Consider the following 24,402-nt stretch of genomic DNA (forward strand, 5'->3'; position numbering starts at 1 on the left):
GTAAAGCACAATGTGGTTCAAGAATCTTCAGATTTACCGCCTTCCCGCACCGTGGGCATTCACTCCTGAGCAACTCGAAGCGGCGCTGGCGCCCATGAGTTTTGTTCCGGCCACCAGCAACGAATTGCTGCGCCAGGGCTGGGATTCGCCGCGCAACAACGGCATGCTGGTTCACACCGTCAACAAGCAGATGCTGATTTTGCTGGGCACCGAAAAGAAGCTGTTGCCATCGTCGGTGATCAACCAGGTGGCCAAGGCCAAGGCGGCCGAGCTGGAAGAAGCCCAGGGCTTCGCTCCGGGCAAGAAAGCCATGAAGGAACTCAAGGAACGCGTGGCCGATGAACTGTTGCCGCGCGCTTTCAGCATCCGCAGCAATACCTTCACCTGGATCGATCCGGTCAACGGTTGGCTGGTGGTCGATGCCGCCAGCCCGGCCAAGGCCGACGAAGTCATCAAGCTGCTGCTCAAGGCGGTCGACCGCATGCCGCTGGAAAGCCTGCGCGTGCAGCGCTCGCCCGTGGCCGTGATGACCGCCTGGCTGGAATCCGACGAAGCGCCGGTCGGCTTCACGATCGACCAGGATACCGAACTGCGCGCCACCGGCGAGAGCAAGGCCGCCGTGCGTTACGTGAAGCATGCGCTGGAAGTGGACGATATCCGCCGTCACATCGCAGCCGGCAAGCAGTGCACGCGCCTGGCGATGACGTGGGACGACAAGATTTCTTTCGTGCTGACCGAATCGCTGGCGATCAAGGGCATCAAGCCGCTGGACGTCATCAAGGAAAGCGACACGAGCACGCGTAACGATGAAGAGCGCTTCGACAACGACATGATGCTGATGACCGGTGAACTGGCCAAGCTGATGAGCGAAGTGGTGGAAGCGCTGGGCGGCGAAGCGAAGGCATAAGGCGCTGCTGGCGGGCCGCCCCGGCGGCCCATCCATCGGGACCGGCTACAGCGGCTGGAACACCCCGGCCGCGCGATTCTTGGTCACGTTATCCCAGGTGAAAATTTGCCCGTTCATCGCCACGTACACACCTGGCGGCAAGATTTGCGCGGCGGCACTGGCGCAGCCGAGGTTGAACAGCGCATCCGAATTCGCTATCTCGTACGGAATCATTGCGCCCGTCAAGACAATGCTCTTGCCGAGCGCGGCGGCGCCCAGCACGGCCGCCGTTTCCGGCATCGTATCGGTGCCGTGCACGATCACAATCGCCTTTTCCGGCGCCGCCTGGCAACTGGCCAGCACGCGCGCGCGGTCGGCATCCTGCATGTCGAGCGAGTCGAGCAGGGGAAGTTGCTCCAGTTCAACCGGGACCGTCATGCGCGTGCGCGCCAGGACTGCGGGCAGATGGCTTTCCGCAAAGCCGAGCTTACCCGTCAGTTCATCATAATGTTTATCGAAGGTGCCGCCGGTGGCGATGATGCGCAAGCTCATAATGATCTGGGATTCGTAAGAAGAAGGTGCCGTATGATAACGTGTAGTGTCGGCGATGTCGAAGCGCGCAAAGCGGGCGGCGCCACTTGCCGCTGCGTTAGCAGCGTTGTCTGTGCATGAGACCATTCATTTTTTTGTCCACCAAGAAGCCATGAAAGCCCTTGCTCCAGGAACTGTTATTTTCCATCGCCATCGTGGTTATGGCGTCATTACGCACGTCAACCTGCTCACCGGCTGGATCTGCGCGCGTTTCGGCAGCGAAGCACGCACGCTCGACCTGAACCTGTCCACCGACGATGTGCAGCACGCCGATGGCGAAGCGATCCTGTTCCGCCGCGCTCCGCCCGACCGCATGCCGCACGCGCGCCTGATGGCCATGGTGCGCGCCCTGCACCAGGCCGGCTACGAAAAACTCTACCTCTACTCCTGGCCCAAGCCATCGGGCCTGCACTGGCGCTGGCACTTGTTCACCGGCCAGCGCGACTGGATGCAGCGCCCCTGGCGCGAAGGCTGGTACGGCTCCGGCGCCGACTACAACGTCAACCCGGTGATGGGCTGGGGCGATTTGCCCGGCGCCACGACCGACGAACTGGTCACCGCGCTGGCGCGCTTCGACCCGCAAGGCCTGGCGCAGGCGCTCGGACACGATGAAGACCATAGCGCGTGGTTCGAGGGCGCGTGCAAGCTCTTGCTGCCAGGTTATATGTACAGCCTGAACATGGAGCGCTCCGGCGCTGGCGGCCTGCAAGATGCCCCGCCCGTGCCGGTGGTACCCGTGCGCGCCAGCCTGCCGGCCTACGAAGGCCCGGCACTGGGCTGGCCGCCCGGCTGGGCCGGCCTGTGGACGCGTGCGCATGTCATGCCAGCGCCGCCGATCGACATCACCGGCGAACGCAAGCTGCGCGAACCGTCGTAACACGGCAGGGCCGACGCAGTATGTATTGAATTTGCCCCGTCGTTCCTGGCATTGCCAGAAACGACTTCCCGCGCCAAGGCGGCACTCGGCGGGAACGGCGGCGGCATCACAATTCCCGCAACGCTTCCGGGTTCAAGATGTTAGACGGCGTGCCGTTCGCGAAGTTCAGCACATTCTCGAACGCGGTGCGGAAATACAGCTCGTAGCTATCCTTTTCCACGTAGCCGATATGCGGCGTGGCCAGCACGGTCGGAATGCGCAGCAGCGGCGCATCCGGTGCCAGCGGCTCGCTGGTGAACACGTCGATGGCCGCGTTGCCCGGGCGTCCCAGGCGCAGCGCCGCTTCCAGCGCGTCCGTTGCGACCAGCTCGGCGCGGCTGGTATTGACGAACAGCGCGTCCGGCTTCATGCGCGCCAGGTCCTCGGCGGTGACGATGCCGCGGGTCGCGTCGGCCAGCCGCAAATGCAGGCTGAGCACATCGGCGCGCTCGAACAAGGCTTCGCGCGTAGGCGCCGCCTCGACACCGTCGGCCACCGCCGCCGCGCGGCTGGCCTCGCCACCCCAGACCAGCACCTGCATCCCGAAGGCCTTGCCGTAGCCGGCGATCATGCGGCCGATTTTTCCGTAGCTCCAGATCGCCAGGGTGCGGCCCTTGAGCGTGCGGCCCACGCCATTGAGCAGCGGGTTGACCGAGGCGGTCTGCCACAGCCCGTCCTTGAGGTTGCTCGCGTAAGGCACGATCTTGCGGCTGGCCGCCATGATCAGGGCCCAGGTCAGTTCGGCCGGGGCCACCGGCGAGCCGATCCCTTCCGCGATGGCGATGCCGCCCGCCGTGGCGGCCGCCACATCGACGTGGCCGGCCAGCTTGCCGGTCTGCGAAATGAGCTTGAGATTGGGCAGTTTTTCCAGCAATGCCGCCGGAAACACGGTGCGTTCGCGGATCAGCACCAGCGCGTCGAAAGGGGCCAGGCGGATGGCCAGCTGGCCTGTACCACGGGCCGAACTGTTAAAAATTTTGACATCGTGACCGTCGAGAAGTTTGAAACAGTCGAGCTGGCGGACGGCGTCCTGGTAATCGTCAAGAATAGCTATTTTCATGGGAGATGGCAGAAGTTAAATAAATCTTCGTAGGTAAATAACACAATACAGAATATTCGGAATAGCCTACTACTTTGCTCAACTATTATTCCTACATTTTTGAGCCTGGAGCATTTAAAACAGCTAATAGCAGGTGTACAATCGCCCCCTAAATTCGGGATTTGACCCCTCCTGCGGACCGTGTTTTGACCAGTCCCGGAGCGTCTCAAGTCCCCGCACTACCGTTCCACCAACCTTGCCCTTATCGAGGTTGTCGACATGACCGCCGTATCGCCGAACCTTTCTTAGGGAATGGATTCTTGAGCGCAAGCTGAAACGCTGACGACGATCCTGCCGTGCCGGGACAAGAAAGAATTCTTATTGGCATTGGAGGTACTATGAATCAGCCCCTTATGGGTGGCGTTGCAACACTGAACGTCCCAGCTTACATCAAACATCAAAAGCTCATCAACTGGGTCAGCGAAATTGCTGCCCTGACGAAGCCGGCCCGCATCTATTGGTGCGATGGCTCGCAAGATGAGTACGACCGCCTGTGCGCCGAGATGGTGGCCGCCGGCACGATGAAAAAGCTGAACCCTGAAAAGCGCCCGAATTCCTATCTGGCCTGTTCCGATCCGTCGGACGTGGCACGCGTGGAAGACCGCACTTACATCTGCTCGGAAACCAAAGAGCAGGCCGGCCCGACCAACAACTGGATGGCCCCTGCGGAAATGCGCACCACCCTGAACGGCCTGTTCGATGGCTGCATGGCCGGGCGCACCCTGTACGTGGTGCCGTTCTCGATGGGGCCGCTCGGTTCGCCGATCGCCCACATCGGCGTCGAGCTGTCCGACTCGCCTTACGTGGCGGTCAACATGCGCATCATGACGCGCATGGGCAAGGCTGTGTACGACGTGCTGGGCACCAGCGGCGACTTCGTGCCGTGCGTGCATACCGTCGGCGCACCGCTGGCGGCTGGCCAGAAAGACGTTGCATGGCCATGCAATCCGACCAAGTACATCGTGCACTACCCTGAAACCCGCGAAATCTGGTCTTACGGTTCCGGCTACGGCGGCAACGCGCTGCTGGGCAAGAAGTGCTTCGCGCTGCGTATCGCCTCGAACATGGGCCACCAGGAAGCCCAGGCCGGCGGCACCGGCTGGCTGGCCGAACACATGCTGATCCTCGGCGTCGAATCGCCGGAAGGCAAGAAGCACTACGTCGCGGCAGCCTTCCCATCGGCTTGCGGCAAGACCAACTTCGCCATGCTGATTCCACCGGCAAGCTTCGGCGGCTGGAAAGTGACCACCATCGGCGACGATATCGCCTGGATCAAGCCGGGCGCCGATGGCCGCCTGTACGCGATCAATCCGGAAGCCGGCTACTTCGGCGTGGCGCCGGGCACCAATACCCGCACCAACTCGAACTGCATGGCCTCGATGAACGAGAACACCATCTTCACCAACGTCGCGCTGACCGACGATGGCGACGTCTGGTGGGAAGGCCTGACCAAGGAAGCGCCGTCGCACCTGATCGACTGGCAGGGCAAGGACTGGACCCCGGCGTCCGGCGCCAAGGCGGCGCATCCGAACGCGCGCTTCACGGTGGCCGCGACCCAGAACCCGGTGATCGATGCGGCCTGGGACGACCCTGCGGGCGTGCCGATTTCGGCCTTCATCTTCGGTGGCCGCCGTTCGACCACGGTGCCGCTGGTGACCGAAGCGCGCAACTGGGTGGAAGGCGTGTACATGGCCGCGACCATGGGTTCCGAAACCACCGCCGCCGCTGCCGGCCAGATGGGCATCGTGCGCCGCGATCCGTTCGCGATGCTGCCCTTCATCGGCTACAACATGAGCGACTACTTCCAGCACTGGCTCAACATGGGCAAGAAGATCGAAGCCATGAACCCGGCCGCGCTGCCGAAGATCTACTGCGTGAACTGGTTCCGTACCGATGCCGACGGCAAGTTCGTCTGGCCTGGCTTCGGCGACAATATGCGCGTCCTGAAGTGGATGCTGGAACGCATCGAAGGCAAGGCGGGCGGCACCGAGAACGTGTTCGGCACCACCCCGAACTTCGGTGACCTGAACTGGGACGGCATCGACTTCACGCAAGCGCAGTTCGATACCATCACCTCGATCGACAAGGACGCCTTCAACGAAGAGCTCAAGCTGCACGATGAGCTGTTCGAGAAGCTGGCCTATCACCTGCCGCAAGAACTGGTAGCGACCAAGGCCGAGCTGGAAAAACGCCTGTCCGCCTGAGCGCGGCCGCGTAGTCCCAAGGCGCAGGTGCCGCGCGCGTGAATCACGCGGGCGGCACCTGCGCTTTTTTTCGTCCATCGATCCGCTGCGTCGCGGCGAGGTGTTGTCGTGCGGCCTCGCGGGCCGACAAATAGGCGAAAACCGACCCGATCGGGAGTGCACTTATTTCCCGATGGAATTTTATATTTCCCTCATAGAAATACTGTCAATGCGGCATGTTTTTTCTGCCGGGACACATCATGCGATGGTTATGGAGCAGCCTGCTAGCACTGGGCTTGATCTGGACAGTACCCCGGGCCGCGGCCGGCGAGATGCCGCTGCGCCGCTTTCAATACCAAAGCTGGAGCACCGAGGCCGGCCTGCCGCAGGTCTCGGTGTACGACGTCGCGCATGACGCCGACGGTTATCTCTGGGTCGCCACCGAAAACGGCCTGGCGCGCTTCGATGGCACGCGCTTCGACAATTTCAACCGCGAAAACACCCCGGCCATGGCGAGCCGTTGGGTTAGCAAGCTCTACCGTGGGAAATCACAGCGCCTGTGGATTGCCACCCGCCGCAATCTGCTGCGCTGGGAAGCCGGGCAGTTCACCGAACAAGCCATGACCGGCGCCGCGCCGGGCCGGGTGCGCGATCTGGTGGAAGACGCCGACGGCCATTTGTGGCTGGCCGGCGACGTCTTGCTGCACGAGCGGGGCAAGGCCATGCTGCCGGTGCCCGGGTGGGCGGGCGCCGCCACCGCCCTGGCCGCGGAGGGGGACGCGCTCTGGATCGCCGGCGCCCATGGCGTGCTGGCGCGCCACAGCGGCGGCCACTTGCAGCACTTTCATTTTGCCCAGCTGGACGAGGCTGTCGTGGGCGCCATGGTCTGGGCGCGCGGTGCGCTGTGGCTGGCCAGCAGCAAGGGATTATTCCGCCTGCGCGACGGCGTGCTGGAGGCGCAGCCGCTGCAGTCCGATCCGCTGCCGCCGAACCTGACCAGCATGGCCGTCGACGCCGCCGGCGCGCTGCTGCTCGGCAGCGACAAGGCGCTGTTCAGGGTGCGCGACGGGGCGCCGGCCGAGCGCCTCGATGCCGGCACGGCGGGCGGTTTTGCGGCGATCATCAGCGTGCGCACCGGTGCCGACGGCAGCCTGTGGCTGGGCAGCCAGCAGCAGGGCTTGCGCCATATGTGGCCGGACCGGGTCGATCGCCTGTCGACCGAGGAGGGCTTGCGCGATGCGCGCGTATGGAGCCTGGCGGCCCAGGCCGATGGCGTGCTGGTCGGGCACAATGGCGGCTTCGACCACCTCGCCGGCGAAGGTTTCACCCCCCTCGCCGACGCTGCCGCCTTGCCCGATCCCAAGGGCTATGCCGGCTTTATCGACGCGCTACCGGTATCGCGTCTGCGGGCCCGATGCCGACTGGATCGATGCCGGTCAGCGTGCCACGGCGATTTATACCAACCTGCCGCCCGGCACCTGGCGCTTTGAAGTGCAGGCGCGCTACCTGTCCCAGGAGTGGGGGCCGGGTGCCAGGGCTGGAACTGACCGTGCCGCCTTACTTCAGCGAGACCTGGCTATTCAAGGTCATGCTGTTCGGCGCGGCCGGCATGCTCATCGCGGTATGGGTAAAGCGGCGCGAGCGGCGCCTGATGCGGCAAAAGGCGGCACTGAGGGCGGAGGTGGCCAAGCGCACGGCCGAACTGGCCGAGGCGAACCAGGATCTGGCGAAAAATATCCAGATCCTGGCTGCGGCCAGCGTGACCGATGCCTTGACCGGACTGCATAACCGCCGTTTCATGCAGGAGCACGTGCTGCACCTGTTTGCGGAACTGATACGCGCGCGCGAGGACGGCTCGGTCGACGCCATCCTCGGCTTCATCCTGGTCGACATCGATTTTTTCAAGGTGGTCAACGACCGCTTCGGCCACGCCGTCGGCGACGACGTGTTGTGCGCGGTGGGCCGGGCCTTGCGCGAGGCGGCGCGCGATTCCGATTACGTGCTGCGCTGGGGCGGCGAGGAATTCCTGCTGGTCGTCACGAACAGCATGCGTGGGGAACTGGTCAACATCGCCGAAAGGCTGCGCCTCAATGTTGCCAAGGTAAGGACCGGCGGCGTCGACCCGCAAGCGGTGACGGTCTCGCTCGGCTACGTCGCCTACCCGCTCGCCGGCATCGCTCTCGAACGGCATGAATGGAGCACCGCTCTGGCGGTGGCCGACAAGGCCCTGTACGGCGCCAAGGAGTCCGGCCGCAATTGTGCCGCCACGATCGTCTTCGATGGCGCCGAGCGTGCAAGCTGGGGCGACGATGAGATCCGCGCCGCGCTGGAGGCCAGCCCGATGGCCGGCGCGACGCTGGTGGTGGCGCCGCGCAGCCTCGTCTGAAGTGCTGGGCTGCGCCCAGCGGCGCACGCTTGACGGGCTGGCGCGCTACGGCGGCCGGCTATTTCTATTATAATTTTCCCATTATCAATCCCGGAGCCGAGGCGCCCGACATCGCCGGCCCGTCGCCCGGAGTCCGCCCGCATGGCAGCAGCGCCCCAGTACCTGAAACCGACTCCCGCCTGGGAAGAACACGAAAAACCCAGCATGCCGGGTTCGGCGTCGATGCCCTGGCATCCGCCCCACATCCGCTTTGCCTACGCCTGCGTGGCGCTGCTGGTCGGCATTACCGGCGGCCTGGGCAACGCGCTGGTCTCGGCCAACCTGCCGGCCATCCAGGGCACCCTGGGCCTGACCCCGGCCGAAGCGGCCTGGCTGCCGGCCGCCTACATCATGGTCAACGTCACCTCGAACCTGATGGTGTTCAAGTTCCGCCAGCAGTTCGGCCTGCGCCTGTTCGCCGAGATCGGCCTGTCGCTGTACGCCTTCGTCACCCTGCTGCACCTGCTGGTGGGCGGCTTCGAGATGGCGATCCTGGTACGCGCCGTCAGCGGCCTGGCCGGCGCCACCACCAGCACCCTGGCCATGCTCTACATGCTGCAGGCCGCGCCCAAGAAATACACCGGCAAGATGCTGGTGCTCGGGGTCGGCATCGCGCAGATCGCCACGCCGCTGGCCTGGCTGATGTCGCCGGCCTTGCTCGACATGGGCCAGTGGCACAATCTGTACCTGTTCGAGGCCGGCCTGGCGCTCTGTTCGCTGGCCGCCGTGGTGGTGCTCAAGCTGCCGCCCGGGATCCACATCAAGGTGATCGAGCCGCTCGATTTCGTCACCTTCGCGTTAATCGCTCCGGCGGTGGCGATGATCGTCGCGGTGCTGGCGCAGGGTTTCACGCGCTGGTGGTTCGACACGCCCTGGCTGGCGTACCTCCTGATCGCCGCCGTGCTGCTGACGACGATCGCGCTGTTCATCGAGCACCACCGCGCCAATCCGCTGATCCAGACGCGCTGGCTGATGATGGGGCCCACCATCCGCTTCATGATCGGCGCCTTTTTGATCCGCTTCCTGACTTCCGAGCAGACCTATGGCGCGGTCGGCCTGCTGCGCACCCTCGGCATGGGACCGGACCAGATGCAGCCGCTGTTCGCCGTCATTCTGGCCGGGACCATCTGCGGCATGGTCGCCAGTTCCGTCACCTTCAGCCCGAAGACCGTGATCCCGCAAATCCTGTTCTCGATTTTGCTGTTCGGCGTGGCCGCCTGGCTCGATTACGGCCGCACCAGCCTTGACCGCCCGCACGACTTTTTCGTCAGCCAGTTCCTGGTGGCGCTGGGCGCGGGCATGTTCATGGGACCGATGATCATGATCGGCATCATGCAGGCGCTCAAATTCGGCGCCGACCACGTGGTCACCTTCGTCGTCATGCTGGCCATGACGCAAAGCCTGGGCGGCTTCACCGGCGCCGCCGCGCTCAGTACTTACCAGCTGCACCGCGAGCATGTGCACTCGACCCAGGTCAATGCCCAGCTCAATCCCGCCGACCCGGTCGTCTCCCAGCGCCTGCGCTTGCAGCAGCAGGTCTACCAGGGCGTAAACACCGACCCGGCCCTGCGCGCCGCCCAAGGCGTGGCGCAACTGGCCCTGATCAGCCGGCGCGAGGCGAATGTCCTCGCGTTCAACGATGTCTTCGCCCTGAGCGGCGTGATCGCCATCCTGTTCCTCGGCTGGTCGCTGTTCATCGCCGTGCGCCTCGCGCGCCGGCAGAAACGCGAAGCCGCAGCCTTACTCAACCAGGCGCCCGCAGGCGCCCCCGCCAGATAAACCATGACCAATCCACTTCCTCCTTCGCGCAGCGAACCCACCGCCGACGAGGCCAACCCGCCGCTGCCGGGCGACTCCAGCAACAGCAGCGCTGCCATCCCTCCGGCCGCGGTGCCGGTGGCACCGGTAGTGACCGAAGCGCCGCCTCCCAAGTACATCAAGCCCAAGCTGTGGAGCGTGGTGCTGATGGCCGTCGTCGCCCTGGCCGGCGTCGTGCTGATCATGTGGGCGTGGCGCCTTGGGCCATTTAACAGCACCCTGGTCCAGACCGACAACAGCTACGTGCGCGGCCAGATCACGGTGCTCGCGCCGCAGGTCAATGGCTATGTGGCCGAGGTGCTGGTCAAGGACTTCCAGTTCGTCAAAGCCGGCCAGCCGCTGCTGCGCATCGACGACCGCATCTACAAGGCGCGCGTGGAACAGGCCGAGGCCCAGCGCGACGGCGCCATCGCCGCGCTGGAGAACTTCACGCAGACCCAGGCCCAGAACCGCGCCCGTGGCGGTGCCGCGCGTGCCACGCTGGTGGCGGTGCAGGCCGAGCGCAATCGGGCCGCGGCCGAACTGGGACGGGTCGAGGAACTGGCAGCCAAGGGATCGGTGTCGCTCAATGAGCGCGACCGGGTGCGCATGACGACCCAGCTGGCCGGTGCCAATGTCCTCAAGGCCAAGGCCGATATCGCCATCGCCGAAGAAACTGTCAAGGCCACCACGGTCTCGCGCGGCGGCCTGGCGGCGCAGGTCAAGACGGCCGAAGCGCAGCTGGCGCTGGCGCAAATCGACTTGTCCAATACCGTCGTCAAGGCCCCGCGCGACGGCCAGGTGAGCGAAGCGTCGGTACGTTTGGGCCAGTACGTCACGGCCGGCTCGCAATTGCTGTTCCTGGTCCCCGACACCATGTGGATCGTGGCGAACTTCAAGGAAAACCAGACCTGGAAAATGCGCATCGGCCAGCGCGCCACGTTCACGGTGGATGCGTTCAATGGCGCCGCCTTGAGCGGCCATATCGAACAGATCGCGCCGGCCACCGGCTCGGAATTTTCCGTGCTGCGCGCCGATAACGCCAGCGGCAATTTCACCAAGGTGGTCCAGCGCCTGCCGGTGCGCATCGCCATCGATCCCAGGCAGGAGCTGGCACGGCGCCTGCGGCCCGGCATGTCGGTGATCGTCAAGGTTGACACGGTCGGCGCGGCGGAGCAGCAGCCGTGAGGCGCCGTTTGTTCCTGGTTGGGGGAGCCGCCTGCGGCCTGAGTGCCTGCATGCCGGCCTTGCGTCCCGCGCCGCCGCTCGCGAAAGTCACCGCGCCCGAGACTTGGCGCAATGGCCCCGCCGGGCGAGCCGCAGTCGATGCGCAATGGTGGCGCGCTTTCGGCGACCCGACCCTTACGCGCCTTGTGGAGGCGGCCCTTGCGCACAACACCAGCGTGCTGGCCGCCGTGGCCCGGATCGAGCAGGCGCGCGCGCTCGTTAGCGTGGCCGATTCGGCTTCCCTTCCGGCCGTGAACGCCGTGCTGGGCGGCGCTTCCGCGCGCGCTCCAGCCGGCGCGGCCATGGTCCATTCGCGCTCGCTGCAACCGGAATTGCAGGCCAGCTGGGAGCTCGATCTGTTCGGCCGCCTGCGCGACCAGTCGCGCGCGGCGTCGCTTCAATACCAGGCCAGCCAGGCCGAACGCGATGGCGTGGCACTGTCGGTGGCGGCCAGCACGGCGCAGGCGTACGTGGGTTTGCTGGCGCTGGACGCCCAACTGCACATCACCAGGGCGACTGCCGCCTCGCGCGCGCAAGCGCTGCGCCTTGCGTCGGACCAGGCGCGCGTGGGCTACACCTCGCAGCTGCAACTGACGCAGGCGCAGGCCGAAAACGAAACGGTGCTGCAAGCCATTCCCGAACTCGAACTGGCCATGCGCCGCCAGGAAAACAGCTTGCGCGTGCTGACGGGCGAGCTGCCGGGCGAGGTGCTGCGCGAGCGCCGCTTCCAGGACTTGCCGGTGCTGCCGGTGCCGGCCTCGATCCCATCGGACCTGCTGGCGCGCCGGCCCGACGTGGCGCAGGGCCAGTTGCTGCTGGCGGCGAGCGACGTCAATTTGTCGGTGCGGCGCGCCGAGTTCCTGCCGCACGTGACCATCAGCGCCAAATTCGGCAGCCTGCTCACCAATGGGCGCGATTATGATCCTGTCACCTTGTGGAGTTTGGGCGGCAGCGTGCTGGCGCCCGTGTTCTCCGCCGGGCGCTTGAACGCGCAGGTGGACGCGGCAACGGCGCAGCGCGACCAGGCGGCGTTTGCCTACCGCGGCGTGGTGCTGACAGCGTTCAGTGAAGTGGAAAATGCCCTCGCTGGCGTCGTGCGCCTGCAAACGCAGATGGCGCATGCGCAAAAGCGCCGCGAGATCCTCGCGCGCACCCTGGATTTTGCGAAAGACCGCTACCAGGCCGGTTATGCATCGTATCTGGAGGTGCTCGACGCGCAGCGCAATCTGTACCAGACCGAGCTTAACGCGGTGACCCTGCGCCAGAACCAGGTGAACAATATGGTGGCCTTGTACCGCGCACTAGGCGGCGGCTGGAGCGCCGGCGCGCAGTAAGGCTTGTCAGGCGTCGTCCGATGGCGGCGCATCTTCGCGCTTGGCGCCCTGGAAGCCGTCGTACACGCGGCGGTGAAAGGCATACGAGCAGTTGTCGTCGCGCGCATCGTACTTGCCCACCCACTCCATCAGGAAGGGCAGCATGTTGTCCTGTTCTTCTTTTGACGCGTACTTGTGCGGCTCCCACGGCCGCTGCGCGTTGTTGGCCATGCAGGCATCCTTGCCCGGATTGATGAACACCAGCTGGGTGCAGAACGGCAGCGCCGCCTCGATCAAGTCGCCGTAGCAGCCTTCCACCACCCAGTCGGCATGGCCGCGCACGAAGGCGTACAGGTCGGCCAGCACTTCATAGGCCGGCCGCGCCAGCGCCACCGCTCCCGGCACCCAGTAGATGGTGTCGAGATCGAGGTGGCGCAGCTGGTGCAGCCCGGCCAGCTGGCGCGCGCGCCACGACTTGCCGGAGCCCGAATTGCCCATGATGAGAACACGCATCGCGGTTCCTTACGCCAGCAACGGCACCAGGTACTTGCCGGTGACGCTTTCCGGATTGGCCGCCACGTCTTCCGGCGTGCCACTGGCGACGATCCTGCCGCCGCCCGCGCCGCCTTCCGGACCCAGGTCGACGATCCAGTCGGCGGTCTTGACCACATCGAGATTGTGTTCGATGATGACCAGCGTGTTGCCCTGGTCGCGCAGGCGGTGGATCACCTTGAGCAGCAGGTCGATATCGTGGAAGTGCAGGCCGGTGGTCGGCTCGTCGAGGATATACAGGGTGCGCCCGGTGTCGCGCTTGGACAGTTCGAGCGACAGCTTGACGCGCTGCGCTTCGCCGCCGGACAGGGTGGTCGCGCTCTGGCCGAGGCGGATGTAGCCCAGGCCCACGTCGAGCAGGGTTTGCAGCTTGCGTGCGATCAGCGGCACCGGCTTGAAGAATTCGTGCGCCTCTTCCACCGTCATGCCCAGCACTTCGGTGATGTTCTTGCCCTTGTACTGCACTTCCAGCGTTTCGCGGTTATAGCGCTTGCCGTGGCAGACGTCGCACGGCACGTACACGTCCGGCAGGAAGTGCATCTCGACCTTGATCACGCCATCGCCCTGGCACGCTTCGCAGCGCCCGCCCTTGACGTTGAACGAGAAGCGCCCGGCGCTGTAACCGCGCTCCTTGGCCGCCGGTACGCCCGAGAACAGGTCGCGGATCGGCGTGAACAAGCCGGTGTAGGTGGCCGGGTTCGAGCGCGGCGTGCGCCCGATCGGCGCCTGGTCGACCGAAATGACCTTGTCGAAGTGTTCCAGTCCGCTGATGGAGTCGTGCGGTGCCGGTTCGGTTTGCGAGCCATACAGGTGGCGCGACAGGGCCGGGTACAGTGTGTCGTTCACCAGCGACGATTTGCCGGAACCGGAAACGCCCGTCACGCAGGTCATCAGGCCGACCGGCAGCTTGAGGGTGACCTTTTTCAGGTTGTTGCCGGTGGCGCCGGTGATCACCACCTGCTTGTTGGCGTCGGCCACGTGGCGCTTCTTGGGTACCGCGATTTTCAGCGAGCCATTCAGGTAGCGCGCGGTCAGCGATTTTTTGTTCTTGAGGATGTCCTTGAGCGTGCCTTCGGCGATGATCTCGCCGCCATGCACGCCGGCGCCCGGACCCATGTCGACGATGTAGTCGGCGGTGCGGATCGCGTCTTCATCATGCTCGACCACCAGCACGCTGTTGCCGATGTCGCGCAGGTGCTTGAGGGTTTCGATCAGGCGGTCGTTGTCGCGCTGGTGCAGGCCGATCGACGGTTCATCGAGCACGTACATCACGCCGGTCAGGCCCGAACCGATCTGCGAGGCCAGGCGGATACGCTGTGCCTCGCCGCCCGAGAGCGTATCGGCGCTGCGGTCGAGCGACAGGTAGTCCAGTCCCACATTATTGAGGAACTTCAGGCGCGAGACGATTTCCTTGACCACGCGGTCGGCGATCTCTTTCTTGGCGCCCTTGAGGGTCAGCTTCTCGAAGAACTCCAGGCATTCGCGCAGCGGTTTGCGCGCGACCTCGTAGATGGCGCGCTGCTGCTTGCCGGTGCCGACCTTGACGAAGCGCGCTTCCACGCGCAGGCGCGCGCCTTCGCACGACGGGCACTGCTTCTCGTTGATGAACTTCGCCAGTTCCTCCTTGACGGCCATCGAATCGGTTTCGCGGTAGCGCCGCTGCAGGTTGGTGACCACGCCTTCAAAGGTATGCTCGCGAATCACGGTGCGGCCACGCTCGTTCACGTAGGTGAACGGGATCGAGGTCTTGCCGGAGCCGTACAACACGGCCTGCTGCGAGGCCAGGTCGAGCTGCTCGAACGGCATGTCGATATCGAACTCGTAGTGCGCCGCCAGGTTCGACAGCATCTGGAAGTAGAACTGGTTGCGCCGGTCCCAGCCCTTCACCGCGCCCGAGGCGAGCGACAGGTTGGGGAAGGCCACGATGCGGCGCGGGTCGAAAAATTCGATGTGGCCCAAGCCATCGCATTCGGGGCAGGCGCCCATCGGATTATTGAACGAGAACAGGCGCGGTTCGAGTTCCTGCAGCGAGTAGCCGCAGGTGTTGCAGGCGAACTTGTTGGAGTAGACGTGTTCCGCCCCGCCGCCTTCCGCGGCCCGATCCATCTCGAGTACCACGGCGCGCCCGTCGGCCAGGCGCAGCGCGGTCTCGAAGCTTTCGGCCACGCGCTGCTTGATCTCCGCGTTCACCTTGACCCGGTCGATGACCACGTCGATGGTGTGCTTTTCGGTTTTCTTCAGCTTGGGCAGGTCGTCGATCTCGTAGATCTTGGCCTCGTGGGTGCCGCTCTGGATGCGGAAGCGCACGAAGCCCTGCGCCTGCATCGACGCGAACAGGTCGCCGTGTTCGCCCTTGCGGTTGGCGACAACGGGCGCCAGGATCATCAGTTTGGTATCTTCCGGCATGGCCAGCACCGCGTCGACCATCTGCGACACCGTCTGCGCGGCCAGCGCGTGGTCCGGGTGGTTGATGCAGTAGGGCGTGCCGACGCGCGCGTACAGGAGGCGCAGGTAATCGTGGATCTCGGTGACCGTGCCGACCGTGGAGCGCGGATTGTGCGAGGTGGCCTTCTGTTCGATCGAGATGGCCGGGGACAGGCCTTCGATCAGATCGACATCGGGCTTTTCCATCAACTGCAGGAACTGGCGCGCATAGGCCGACAGCGATTCGACATAGCGGCGCTGCCCTTCGGCATACAAGGTGTCGAACGCCAGCGACGATTTGCCGGAGCCGGACAGGCCGGTGATCACGATCAGCTTGTTGCGTGGCAGGTCGAGATTGATGTTCTTCAGGTTGTGCGTACGTGCGCCGCGAATGCGGATCTGTTCCATGTGTTGTGTGCCTTAAACGGGTCAGCTCATACTATAGCCGTGTTTCAGAAGCGACGTCTGCGGGGACGATTGCCGCGTCCGCAGTTGCGCGAAAAGCGTATTGACGTTGCTCAGGGATTTTGTTTATTTTCACTGTATATAATACCAGTATTTTTGCGTGTGCATGCGTATGATGGGCGCATAATATGGGGCACCATGGAGGCAGAAAGGACGCATGTAGGGCGCAGTTTCAATGCGTTGGAGACGCACGCCGGAGTATAATCCTCGTCTAGAAAAATCATCGGGTTGCGGGACGCCGCAGCAGTTCAACAGGAGTAATACATGGCATCAGTCAATAAAGTCATCATCGTCGGCAACTTGGGGCGCGATCCGGAAATCCGCTACATGCCCAGCGGTGACGCCATCGCCAACATCGCCGTCGCGACCTCGTACAAGTCGAAAGACCGCAACACCGGCGAGCAAAAAGAGCTGACCGAATGGCACCGCATCTCGTTTTTCGGCCGCCTGGCTGAAATCGTCGGCCAGTACCTGAAAAAAGGTTCCTCGGTGTATGTGGAAGGCCGCCTGCAGACCCGTAAATACACCGACAAGGATGGCGTCGAGAAGTACGCGACCGAAATCGTCGCCGAACAGATGCAGATGCTGGGCGGACGCCAGGGCATGGGCGGCGATGCCGGCGGCGGCATGGATGATGGCGGCGGCTACGATTCGCAGCCGCAGCAGAGCCGTCCGGCGCCACAGCGCCAGGCGCCACCTGCGCCTGCGGCACGTCCGGCACCGAAGCCGGCGCCGAACTTCTCGGACATGGATGACGATATTCCGTTCTAATTACCACCAACAGTCTTTTTGTTGGTAAAGGCCCGCCTCTATCCTGACGGCGGGCCTTTTTCTTACCCACACTTTATTTTGTGGAGTCAAGCCGATCCCAGTCCGTCCGCCCAAGATCTGCCCCGGGCAAATGCGAAGCAATTCAGTGCTCGGATTGCAGTCCAAGCAATTCGGCTCGCAACTGCTTCATTGCCGGGGTCTCACGTCGGGCGGCAGGGATCTGGTCGATGGACGCCAACCCCACTTGCACCGCCTCTTGCGCCGTGGATTGGCGCTCGGCAGCGAGCAGTATTTTTGCCTTGCGAAGGTACAGCTCAGGTAGACCTTGGCCTTGCATGATCATGGCATCCAGGCGTTTCAGGGCGTCGTCCCATGCTGTTGATTCGATGTCCAGGCTAATGGACTTGTTTTGCAGCACGTTCAACATCCCGAGTTTTCGCATGCCTTCATCCAGACTAGCGTGCGCTTGCGCAGTGGCGCCCGCTTTGCTCTGCGCATCGGCAAGGTGCAGGTAATGCTCAGGCGAGGGTTCAGCTGCCTGGTCCAGCGCGATGCGGAACGACGCCCCGGCGGCACGATACTGCCCCTGCGCGAGCAGAATCTGTCCGTACAGACTTTGGCCTCGCACGATTGCGCCCGGCTCACCTTTCAACATCGCCAGAAATTTTTCCGCGTACCGCCGTGCCTCGGTAAATCTCTTTTGATTGAAGGCTTGCTCGGCCAAGTAATAGTTGGCGGATCGCTCCTCAGGATTGAGCTTCAGGGCAGACAAGAAATCCTGGGTTGCGGACTTGTTATTCCCGTGTTCCATGTGAAGCCGTCCACGTTTGACAAGCAAGGGTGCACTTTTTCCCTCTCGCCGCATCGTCGCACTCAGATCCTGTATCTGGCTGTGCAAGGAGCCATGGGCCAGCGCCTGCCCAGTGAAAAAAAGCAGAGCGAATAACACCCGATTGAGCTGCATGATGGGATCCTCAACAAATAAAATGGGCGGGAGACCTTTCTCCCGCCACATTCGAGCGAATCGTTACCGATTAGTTCTGATACGTAATGCTTAGAGTCGGGCGCTGGGAGACAGTGCCATATTCGCTGGCGCGGAAGTCGACGCCGTCGCTGCTGGAGGAGCGGATGGTCAGGCCATGATTGGCGATCGTACCGTTCAACCAGCCCTGCACCACGCTGATGCCCGCCGAATTGAGGGTGATGGTTTGAAGCCCATTTGCACTCGGTACAAAGGTGCCGATCTCGGTACCCTGACTGCCGGCGATATTGGCGTTGGCCCAGGTGGCCGTGCTTTCGGCCCAGGCACTATGTCGAGCATAGAGCCGGTATGTGCCAGCGCTCGGGTTGAAGGTTTGTAGCTTCACACGAACTGACTTGACAGTGGCGGTGCTCGGGATGCCGGCCACGCTCCACTTGAGCAGGGAGACCAGTTCGCCATTGGTGCCGTCCGACCCATCAGCGCGCACGGCGGCAGAGGTGCCGAAGCTGGAGCCGGTCACACCACTGGCGACATAGGTATCCTGGGTGCCGGTGTAACCGTTCAATCCGTCGCGCAGATCGAGCGTCACCGTCGTGCTGCCGGCAGCGAGCGTCGTCGCGTTGGCCACATTGGAATAGGGGGAGTTGCCGGCACTGTTTTTGGCGCGTACCCGGTAAGAGTAGCTTGTGCTGGCGGCCAGCCCGGTGTTGCCGTACGACTGGATGTTGCTGCCGACCGCGGGCAGCGCTGCCCAGTTGACATTGTCGGTGGAACGCTCGATATCAAAGCCGGTTTCGTTATTGGCATTGTCGGTCCAGGTCACGTTAATGGCGGACGATGAAGCGGCCGTTGCCGTCAAGCCGCCAGGCGCTGCTGGAATGGCTGGCGGCGTGGTGCTTTTGCTGATGGTGAAATAATCACGCATGGTGCCGTTGTTGTTGAGATACTTGATGTCCAGGGTTTGGCTGGAAACATCAATGACCATCGAGCCCAATTCGTTCAGCGATAAAAACATGGCGGGATGATTCAACAGGCCGCCGCTGACCTGGCCGGACGCACCGACCACGGAATAGACTGCGCCCGAATGCGGCAGGCTGGCGGTTTTTGTATAGGCGCCCGTAGCATCGACGCGGCCGCTGCCGCCATTGATTTCAAACGAGCTGTTGTAGCTGCTCGAGAGACCGTAGTGGCCGTCGATGAATTTCGAGCGTTCATACGAATGGCTGTGTCCCGCAAGAACCAGGTCGACGCCATAGTTTTCCAGGATAGGCAGGAAATTCTGGCGCATCTCGATCATGTTGGTCTCGGTATCCGAATTGTGCGAACCCTTGGTGTAGGGCGGATGGTGCCAGATGGCGATCAACCAGGTCGCGGTGACATTCGCCAGATCGGCTTTCAGCCAGTTCATCATCGCGCCTGTGGTGGAGCGGCTGGTCTCGTTCGAGTCGAGCACGATGACGTGGATGTTGCCATAGTTGAACGAGTAATAGGCCTCGGTACCCGAAGCGACACCGCCGGCCTCGGCGTTTTTCGGAAAGGTGTGGATGTCATAGTAGGGCCCGCTCTGCGTCGCGGAATCGGCGCTGACGCCGTCGTGGTTGCCGATCGTGGCCCACAGCGGCGACTGGCGCATCATCTCCGGGTACACGTTGAACATCTTGGTTTGATATTCGGCATCGGTACCGCTGTTGTAGGCGTTATCGCCGAGCATCATCCAGAAGTCCGTGTACCTGCTTCCGGTGTAATTGCGGTAGGCGTTGTAGACGGCTGCCTGGCCGGCTGAACCTGTGCCTGCATCGCCGATCACCCAGATACGGGTGGGCACCGCGGTGCCGGCCGTCGGCGAGGTTTTGAAATAATACGTGGAGTCGCCTGCCTGCACGGCGCTGCCGGAGCCGACGTTGTAGAAATAGGTCGTGTTCGGGTCGAGGCCGGTCAATTTGACGACGTGTTCAGTGGTGGATGCGGCATTCGATGCGGGAGACGTCAGGCTGCCGGAACTGGTGCCATAGTGGACACGGCTATCGGTAGCGGTATCGGTACGCCAGCGCACAGTGATGCTATCGCTGCTTGCGCTTTGAAGGTAAGGCCCGCGTACGACGGTGGCTGCGAATGCAAGCGATGACGAAAACAGAACGAGGAGCGCGACGCAGGACTTCAACACACCATGCTTTCTATTATGTAGCATTTATTTTCTCCATATCCCAGGTTGGTGGAACAGCGTTGGTCATGCCCGGACGATGACGCCGTTCCTGCGCACGACAAGGTGCCGGGCAGGTGATCGTTTCGTTAGTGGCGCAGCGGCGGTCGTCATGTCGACCAATTCGGCTCACTTGCGCTCTTCGTAATGGGATCTGAGCAGCGCCAGCGACTTCAGGCGCTCACTGGAAGACCCCGGTAGTGTTTGCATCAATTCCTCATCAGGAAGCGTGGCAGCTGCCTTCAGCCACAGATCCGCGGCCGTCCGGTCAAGCTTGGCTGCGGCGGGTAATTCCATGCGTGGTCTGAGCGAAAGTACATAAAACGACACGGCCCACAATTCGTCCTCTGCCAGGGAAGAAAAGCTTGGCATTGCGGTGTTTTGAACTCCCGATTTGGCGGAGGTAAAGACGGACAACGGCGACATGGACGCCATGCGTGCCGAATCGAGAAAATTCATTGGCGTCGACGCCAGTGCCTGCGCCGCGACGCCCCGCCCATTGCCGATTGCGCCGTGGCAGGAGGCGCAGTGCGCCGTGAATAGTTGTTTTCCCTGGGTCAGGCTGGGCCAATTGCCGGGTGCTGTCGCCGTTCCGGCTGCTACGTAGATGGCATCACGCGCTTTCAATGCCTGCTTCTTGATGGCCTCGGGCTGCGCTTTTTCCTTGATCAGCTCGATGAGCCTGGCAATATCCCTGCGAATGGCAGGCTGTGAGCTGATCGCTTTTACCTGCTCACTGACTTCCAGCGCGGAACCGCTGACGACCAGTTGTTCGACGTATTCATCTTCGTCGATAATTTTTCCGTTCAATACGGCCAGCGCATAGTCGCGGGAGACATAATCGAGCATCTGCGCCACAAAATCGGCCGTGTATGCGGGCCGAATGCTTTCCTGTGCCGATGTGTTTGCCACCACGCCGAGATAGAGCAGCAATGCCGAGATCGCCATGGATGCGAGTGCGGAAGATGCCATGCCTTGCAGCGGAGATTTTCTACTGGCGGCAGCCAAATCTTGATCGATCATTGGAGTATGCGGAAAGAATACGGGAAACCACTGACAGTACCGATACAGAATGACCTCTCGATGACAACGCGAGCACGAGTGCGATGCGCGACATGGGGAGGCGTCTACATCGGCCGCACCGTCAGGTACGGGGTGACCCCATGGTATACGGACTCGAGGGCAGCGGCCAGTCCTTTGCGCACCCCGTCAACGTGGTCGGGTTGCGGATCCGATTGTTAGTCTCACTCATGCGCTGCTTTGTACCAACACTTTTTAGTTGGGCATAACCGTTCCAAGCCGAGCGCTTTGCACTGGCGTTCGGGGCCTCTGCATCTGGCGCGGTCAGGCTGCATTTCGCGCCAGTATCCGGTGCTTCGTCGCATATGTTCCTTCCGTAGGCGTGTCGCGGGCAAAGTGGCATCAACTTAACGACCTTGCGGAGCCTGCCATGCTGATTCAGATCCTGACCCACACCCCTTTCTACGTGTGGGCCATCCTCGCCTTGCTGGTGTATCGCGGCGTCGTCGCGATGCGCGACCGCGAGATGGCGGTCGGGAAGCTGTTCATCATCCCCGTCATCATGCTGGCCCTTTCCTTGCAGGACATCGTGGCAAAGTTCGGTACCGCCTTCCTTCCGCTGTCCGCCTGGGCCAGCGGCGCGGCGATGATGCTGCTGCTGGTGTGGAAGTTCAGCAGCGCAGGTGTGAGCGCTGGCGCCGCGCCCGGCAGCGTGCGCGTCCACGGCAGCTGGGTGCCGCTGGCGATGATGCTGGCGATTTTCTGCACCAGGTACGCCACGGCCGTGACGCTCGTTGTCCAGCCGCAGGCCAGCCACCATGCGCTGTTTTCGACGGTGGTGTGCTTCATGTTCGGCGTCTTCAACGGCTACTTCCTGGGAGGCCTTGCACGCAAGCTGACGTCCTGGAAGGGATCGCTGGCACCAGCCCCTGCAAGCAGCTACCCGACGACTGCGGCATGACTGCTCCAGGCGATGCCTCGCCATTGCTGACCCCAACAGCGGATTTTTGACTCGGCGCGGCATCAGGCACATACTTTCCACTTTTGGAAAGCACAGGCAAACGCATGAATATGCTCACGCTTCACTACCATCCTCTGTCGTCCTGCTGCCACAAGGTATTGATCGCGATTGATGTGCTCGGTATCGAGGTGGACAAGCGGCTGCTCAACCTGGGCGACCCCGAGGAGCGGGCCGCGCACCTGGCGCTTTGGCCTACAGGCAAGATGCCACTCTTGATGGACGGGCCGCGTCCGGTGCCCGAAACGAGCATCATCATCGAGTATCTCCAGCGTCACCATGCCAGTCCGGGCCGTACGCTCATCCCGGATGCGCCGGACGCCGCGCTCGACGTGCGTTTGTGGGACCGCCTGTTCGACCTGTATGTGATGACGCCCATGCAGGCACTGACAGCCGACCTGCTGCGGCCAGAAGGCGAGCGCGACGCACCCGCTGTGGCCAAGGCGCGGGAAAGCCTGTCGTCGGCCTACGCCTTTATCGACCGCCACCTCGAAGGGCGGACCTGGGTCGCCGGTGATGCATTCAGCATGGCCGACTGCGCCGCGGCGCCAGCCTTGTTCTATGCCATGGCTTACGTGCCGCTGCCGCCCCAGCATGGCCACCTGGCGGCCTATGTCGAGCGCTTGATGAGTCACCCATCGGTGGCGCTCACCATCGACCAGGCACGGCCCTACTTCAAGTTCTTTCCTGGCCGCAGCGGCTTGTCTCGCCGCTACTTCGACCCGGCCACGGCCTGAGGTGCATGCCGGGCGCGGGTGTTCCGCCCTGGCCTCCGGGCTGGAACACCACTATGTCTGAGCCAGCCACGCCAGCGGAAACTCGACGATCGTGTGCGGCCCGATGGCGACCAGGGTGGCGCGCGCCGCATCATGGAAACGCGGGGTAAAACCAGGCAGGCCGCTGATCTGCGCGCGCGTCGCCAGGTCCCAGACGCTCGTCCCTGTGTCGGCAGCGACGTACAGGCGCTTGCCGTCACTGAACAGGTCGAGAACGCCGATCGTTGCGTCGATGACCATGGGCCAGCGCGCCTCGGGAGACGGCGCTGCCTGCACCGTCGCATCCAGGATGCGCACGCCCGGCCCTTTACCCGATTCCTCGCATTCCTCCTCGTCCCAGTCGGCCGTGCCCCACAGCGCGACCTGGCGTTCGCTGACCCAGCAGGCAGGCGTATTCCAGTCGTCACGCATGGCCACACGCACGACCGAGGCGCCGTCTTCGCTTTCCCACGGATTCGAAGCTAGCCAGTCGGTGACGGACCAGGCCAGCGGGATCGAGACCGGCTGCCAGACCCAGCCATCATCGAACAGGCGGCTGCCGTCCGGGCTGGGCCGGACCTGTCCGTGGAAGTAGTCGTGGTAATGCTCCGGGCAATCCTTGCCCGGCTCATACGCTGCGATGTGGCGCTCGGTAAGCGACTTGCCGGTCGCCGCATCGGCAGCGTCGAGGCGGTTCCAGGCGCTGCGGTGGACGAGGACATTGCGCCCTTCATGACGGACAAAACACGCGCTGAAGGGCACTTGTTCGGCGTGATAGTCGCCGCCGTCCAGGCGCATGGTGATGGCGCCGGACTGCGTCTCCACCACCACGCCATGCTGGCCCCGGTCGACCACGATCGCGGCATGGACGCCGTCGGACGACGCGTGCAGCCGCAGGCTGGGCGCCAGGCGGTCAGCGTCCTGCGGCAGCGCGGGAAGTTCCACCCGGCACAGTTCGACACTGGCTCCGCTATCGAGGTCGACCCCGTGCAGAGCGCCGTCCTCGGTCAGGACCAGCACGTGGCCGTAGGCACCCCGGACCGGACAGGCGTCCACGATGGGAAGGCCGGGCCATGCGAGGGATCGTACCGGGTAAGCATGTCCGTTCCTCGCCTGCCATCGGCTTTTATTGATAGGAATCATTGAACCTTATATGTTGCAATAATGGAACAGGAATCCCGAGAATGCAATTTTCTAGAAGAATAGGACATTCGATATGGGATACTTGTTGCGTTTTTAACTACATCCTGTCCCTGAGTCATCATGAAGAAACCACTCATTACTTTTCTTGCCGTCTTTGCCATCGCATTCGCCATCATAGCGACCGTCAACATCAAGAAGATCGACACGAATATCGCTATTGCCCATGCGCCCGCCTTCGTGGTTGCAAAACCGGATGGCATCACCAAGAGAACCAAGAAGAGCCGTGTCACCTATCAGGTGAACTTTAGCTATTCAATCGCTGGGATCAATTACAAAATGGACTCGGACTGGCTCGACACCGTAGCGGATGCCGAGACACTGGCCAGCTCGCCCGTTCAAATAGCTTACGACAGCACGAAGCCAGAAAATGCTGTTTTCAGGAGCGACTTCGACAAACGCGACCCCAACGAAGGCACGGTAAGTGCGCTCATCAGCGCAGGCGGCTTAGGCTTGTTTTTAGCCCTGCTGGTCACGGCTGTCCTCCTCTATAAATTTCCTTCGCTGCGTAGTAGGTGATTTCTCCCGGAAGGCTTGCTCATAAAGTCCGTTCAGGCCCTAGTCAAGCTATCTCAAAT

At 63.0% G+C, this 24,402-nt stretch carries 21 protein-coding genes; 13 read left to right on the forward strand and 8 right to left on the reverse strand.

The genetic code is table 11. The features are described 5' to 3' along the window. Window positions 1-10 precede the first annotated feature (10 nt). Window positions 11-907: a recombination-associated protein RdgC gene (locus tag PO883_RS12035; protein ID WP_167086098.1), complete on the forward strand. Its 897-nt coding sequence runs from the start codon at window positions 11-13 to the stop codon at window positions 905-907. Window positions 908-952: 45 nt separating this feature from the next. Here PO883_RS12035 and PO883_RS12040 read toward each other — a convergent pair whose 3' ends face one another. After that, window positions 953-1,438 carry an asparaginase domain-containing protein gene (locus PO883_RS12040; protein ID WP_126074765.1) on the reverse strand — a complete coding sequence of 162 codons (486 nt, stop codon included), beginning with the start codon at window positions 1,436-1,438 and terminating at the stop codon, window positions 953-955. A gap of 151 nt (window positions 1,439-1,589) precedes the next feature. Here PO883_RS12040 and PO883_RS12045 point away from each other — a divergent pair, with 151 nt between their 5' ends. Beyond that, a complete protein-coding gene (locus tag PO883_RS12045) occupies window positions 1,590-2,354 on the forward strand; it encodes an L-asparaginase (protein WP_289309977.1) in 765 nt (254 codons plus the stop codon). Window positions 2,355-2,460: 106 nt separating this feature from the next. On the opposite strand, the gene PO883_RS12050 is transcribed toward PO883_RS12045, so the two are convergent. After that, window positions 2,461-3,453 carry a D-2-hydroxyacid dehydrogenase family protein gene (locus tag PO883_RS12050; RefSeq protein ID WP_289309978.1) on the reverse strand — a complete coding sequence of 331 codons (993 nt, stop codon included), beginning with the start codon at window positions 3,451-3,453 and terminating at the stop codon, window positions 2,461-2,463. A 377-nt stretch (window positions 3,454-3,830) separates the two neighbouring features. On the opposite strand from PO883_RS12050, the gene PO883_RS12055 reads away from it, so the two are divergent. The 7 genes from PO883_RS12055 to PO883_RS12080 all read left to right on the forward strand — a co-directional run bounded on the left by PO883_RS12055 (window position 3,831) and on the right by PO883_RS12080 (window position 12,458). After that, window positions 3,831-5,696 (forward strand): phosphoenolpyruvate carboxykinase (GTP), encoded by a 1,866-nt coding sequence (locus tag PO883_RS12055; protein ID WP_167086101.1) that lies wholly within the window; start codon window positions 3,831-3,833, stop codon window positions 5,694-5,696. A gap of 239 nt (window positions 5,697-5,935) precedes the next feature. Continuing rightward, window positions 5,936-7,165 carry a two-component regulator propeller domain-containing protein gene (locus PO883_RS12060; RefSeq protein ID WP_289309979.1) on the forward strand — a complete coding sequence of 410 codons (1,230 nt, stop codon included), beginning with the start codon at window positions 5,936-5,938 and terminating at the stop codon, window positions 7,163-7,165. After that, window positions 7,101-7,463: a hypothetical protein gene (locus tag PO883_RS35100; protein ID WP_373890057.1), complete on the forward strand. Its 363-nt coding sequence runs from the start codon at window positions 7,101-7,103 to the stop codon at window positions 7,461-7,463. Before PO883_RS12060 ends, PO883_RS35100 begins: the two co-directional genes overlap by 65 nt. Then, window positions 7,435-8,061, forward strand: a complete 627-nt coding sequence (locus PO883_RS12065) for a GGDEF domain-containing protein (RefSeq protein ID WP_373890058.1) — start codon at window positions 7,435-7,437, stop codon at window positions 8,059-8,061. Before PO883_RS35100 ends, PO883_RS12065 begins: the two co-directional genes overlap by 29 nt. 141 nt (window positions 8,062-8,202) lie before the next feature. After that, a complete protein-coding gene (locus PO883_RS12070) occupies window positions 8,203-9,879 on the forward strand; it encodes an MFS transporter (RefSeq protein WP_289309981.1) in 1,677 nt (558 codons plus the stop codon). Window positions 9,880-9,882: 3 nt separating this feature from the next. Beyond that, entirely contained in the window at window positions 9,883-11,085 is a 1,203-nt protein-coding gene (locus tag PO883_RS12075) for an HlyD family secretion protein (protein ID WP_289309982.1), read from the forward strand. Beyond that, the gene (locus tag PO883_RS12080; RefSeq protein WP_289309983.1) at window positions 11,082-12,458 is read left to right on the forward strand and encodes an efflux transporter outer membrane subunit; all 1,377 of its coding nucleotides are present in this window, start codon (window positions 11,082-11,084) and stop codon (window positions 12,456-12,458) included. The genes PO883_RS12075 and PO883_RS12080 overlap by 4 nt, the downstream gene beginning before the upstream one ends. Before the next feature lie 6 nt (window positions 12,459-12,464). Here the strand turns inward: PO883_RS12080 and PO883_RS12085 are convergent, their stop codons facing one another. Then, the gene (locus tag PO883_RS12085; RefSeq protein WP_289309984.1) at window positions 12,465-12,950 is read right to left on the reverse strand and encodes a hypothetical protein; all 486 of its coding nucleotides are present in this window, start codon (window positions 12,948-12,950) and stop codon (window positions 12,465-12,467) included. 9 nt (window positions 12,951-12,959) lie between these two features. Beyond that, window positions 12,960-15,821: an excinuclease ABC subunit UvrA gene (gene uvrA, locus PO883_RS12090; protein ID WP_289309985.1), complete on the reverse strand. Its 2,862-nt coding sequence runs from the start codon at window positions 15,819-15,821 to the stop codon at window positions 12,960-12,962. A gap of 321 nt (window positions 15,822-16,142) precedes the next feature. Here uvrA and ssb point away from each other — a divergent pair, with 321 nt between their 5' ends. Then, a complete protein-coding gene (gene ssb / locus PO883_RS12095; protein ID WP_054265190.1) occupies window positions 16,143-16,649 on the forward strand; it encodes a single-stranded DNA-binding protein in 507 nt (168 codons plus the stop codon). Between the two features lie 142 nt (window positions 16,650-16,791). Here the strand turns inward: ssb and PO883_RS12100 are convergent, their stop codons facing one another. The 3 genes from PO883_RS12100 to PO883_RS12110 all read right to left on the reverse strand — a co-directional run bounded on the left by PO883_RS12100 (window position 16,792) and on the right by PO883_RS12110 (window position 20,854). Beyond that, a complete protein-coding gene (locus PO883_RS12100) occupies window positions 16,792-17,613 on the reverse strand; it encodes a M48 family metallopeptidase (protein ID WP_289309986.1) in 822 nt (273 codons plus the stop codon). Between the two features lie 70 nt (window positions 17,614-17,683). Further along, complete coding sequence (locus tag PO883_RS12105; RefSeq protein ID WP_289309987.1) at window positions 17,684-19,819, reverse strand: DNRLRE domain-containing protein; 2,136 nt, start codon at window positions 19,817-19,819, stop codon at window positions 17,684-17,686. 141 nt (window positions 19,820-19,960) lie between these two features. Continuing rightward, a complete protein-coding gene (locus tag PO883_RS12110; protein ID WP_289309988.1) occupies window positions 19,961-20,854 on the reverse strand; it encodes a c-type cytochrome in 894 nt (297 codons plus the stop codon). Between the two features lie 427 nt (window positions 20,855-21,281). Between PO883_RS12110 and PO883_RS12115 the strand changes: the two genes are divergently transcribed. Continuing rightward, window positions 21,282-21,812 carry a DUF6622 family protein gene (locus PO883_RS12115; protein WP_289309989.1) on the forward strand — a complete coding sequence of 177 codons (531 nt, stop codon included), beginning with the start codon at window positions 21,282-21,284 and terminating at the stop codon, window positions 21,810-21,812. 104 nt (window positions 21,813-21,916) lie between these two features. After that, on the forward strand, window positions 21,917-22,606 hold the full coding sequence (locus PO883_RS12120) for a glutathione S-transferase family protein (protein WP_289309990.1): 690 nt from the start codon (window positions 21,917-21,919) through the stop codon (window positions 22,604-22,606). 51 nt (window positions 22,607-22,657) lie between these two features. Here PO883_RS12120 and PO883_RS12125 read toward each other — a convergent pair whose 3' ends face one another. Next, the gene (locus tag PO883_RS12125; RefSeq protein WP_289309991.1) at window positions 22,658-23,644 is read right to left on the reverse strand and encodes a hypothetical protein; all 987 of its coding nucleotides are present in this window, start codon (window positions 23,642-23,644) and stop codon (window positions 22,658-22,660) included. A 243-nt stretch (window positions 23,645-23,887) separates the two neighbouring features. On the opposite strand from PO883_RS12125, the gene PO883_RS12130 reads away from it, so the two are divergent. Continuing rightward, the gene (locus tag PO883_RS12130) at window positions 23,888-24,343 is read left to right on the forward strand and encodes a hypothetical protein (RefSeq protein WP_289309992.1); all 456 of its coding nucleotides are present in this window, start codon (window positions 23,888-23,890) and stop codon (window positions 24,341-24,343) included. Window positions 24,344-24,402: the final 59 nt, after the last annotated feature.

The organism is Massilia sp. DJPM01, assembly GCF_030348125.1.
In the GTDB taxonomy this organism is placed as follows: Bacteria; Pseudomonadota; Gammaproteobacteria; order Burkholderiales; family Burkholderiaceae_D; genus Telluria_A; species Telluria_A frigida.

Excerpts from the sequence above, each read along its gene's own strand:
- PO883_RS12105 (WP_289309987.1), bottom strand. The coding sequence starts at position 19,819 with ATGCTACATAATAGAAAGCATGGTGTGTTGAAGTCCTGCGTCGCGCTC.
- PO883_RS12050 (WP_289309978.1), bottom strand. The coding sequence starts at position 3,453 with ATGAAAATAGCTATTCTTGACGATTACCAGGACGCCGTCCGCCAGCTC.
- PO883_RS12035 (WP_167086098.1), top strand. The coding sequence starts at position 11 with ATGTGGTTCAAGAATCTTCAGATTTACCGCCTTCCCGCACCGTGGGCA.
- PO883_RS12120 (WP_289309990.1), top strand. The coding sequence starts at position 21,917 with ATGAATATGCTCACGCTTCACTACCATCCTCTGTCGTCCTGCTGCCAC.
- uvrA (WP_289309985.1), bottom strand. The coding sequence starts at position 15,821 with ATGGAACAGATCCGCATTCGCGGCGCACGTACGCACAACCTGAAGAAC.
- PO883_RS12110 (WP_289309988.1), bottom strand. The coding sequence starts at position 20,854 with ATGATCGATCAAGATTTGGCTGCCGCCAGTAGAAAATCTCCGCTGCAA.
- PO883_RS12070 (WP_289309981.1), top strand. The coding sequence starts at position 8,203 with ATGGCAGCAGCGCCCCAGTACCTGAAACCGACTCCCGCCTGGGAAGAA.
- PO883_RS12040 (WP_126074765.1), bottom strand. The coding sequence starts at position 1,438 with ATGAGCTTGCGCATCATCGCCACCGGCGGCACCTTCGATAAACATTAT.
- PO883_RS12060 (WP_289309979.1), top strand. The coding sequence starts at position 5,936 with ATGCGATGGTTATGGAGCAGCCTGCTAGCACTGGGCTTGATCTGGACA.
- ssb (WP_054265190.1), top strand. The coding sequence starts at position 16,143 with ATGGCATCAGTCAATAAAGTCATCATCGTCGGCAACTTGGGGCGCGAT.
- PO883_RS12055 (WP_167086101.1), top strand. The coding sequence starts at position 3,831 with ATGAATCAGCCCCTTATGGGTGGCGTTGCAACACTGAACGTCCCAGCT.
- PO883_RS12130 (WP_289309992.1), top strand. The coding sequence starts at position 23,888 with ATGAAGAAACCACTCATTACTTTTCTTGCCGTCTTTGCCATCGCATTC.
- PO883_RS12100 (WP_289309986.1), bottom strand. The coding sequence starts at position 17,613 with ATGCAGCTCAATCGGGTGTTATTCGCTCTGCTTTTTTTCACTGGGCAG.
- PO883_RS12045 (WP_289309977.1), top strand. The coding sequence starts at position 1,590 with ATGAAAGCCCTTGCTCCAGGAACTGTTATTTTCCATCGCCATCGTGGT.
- PO883_RS12085 (WP_289309984.1), bottom strand. The coding sequence starts at position 12,950 with ATGCGTGTTCTCATCATGGGCAATTCGGGCTCCGGCAAGTCGTGGCGC.
- PO883_RS12075 (WP_289309982.1), top strand. The coding sequence starts at position 9,883 with ATGACCAATCCACTTCCTCCTTCGCGCAGCGAACCCACCGCCGACGAG.
- PO883_RS12115 (WP_289309989.1), top strand. The coding sequence starts at position 21,282 with ATGCTGATTCAGATCCTGACCCACACCCCTTTCTACGTGTGGGCCATC.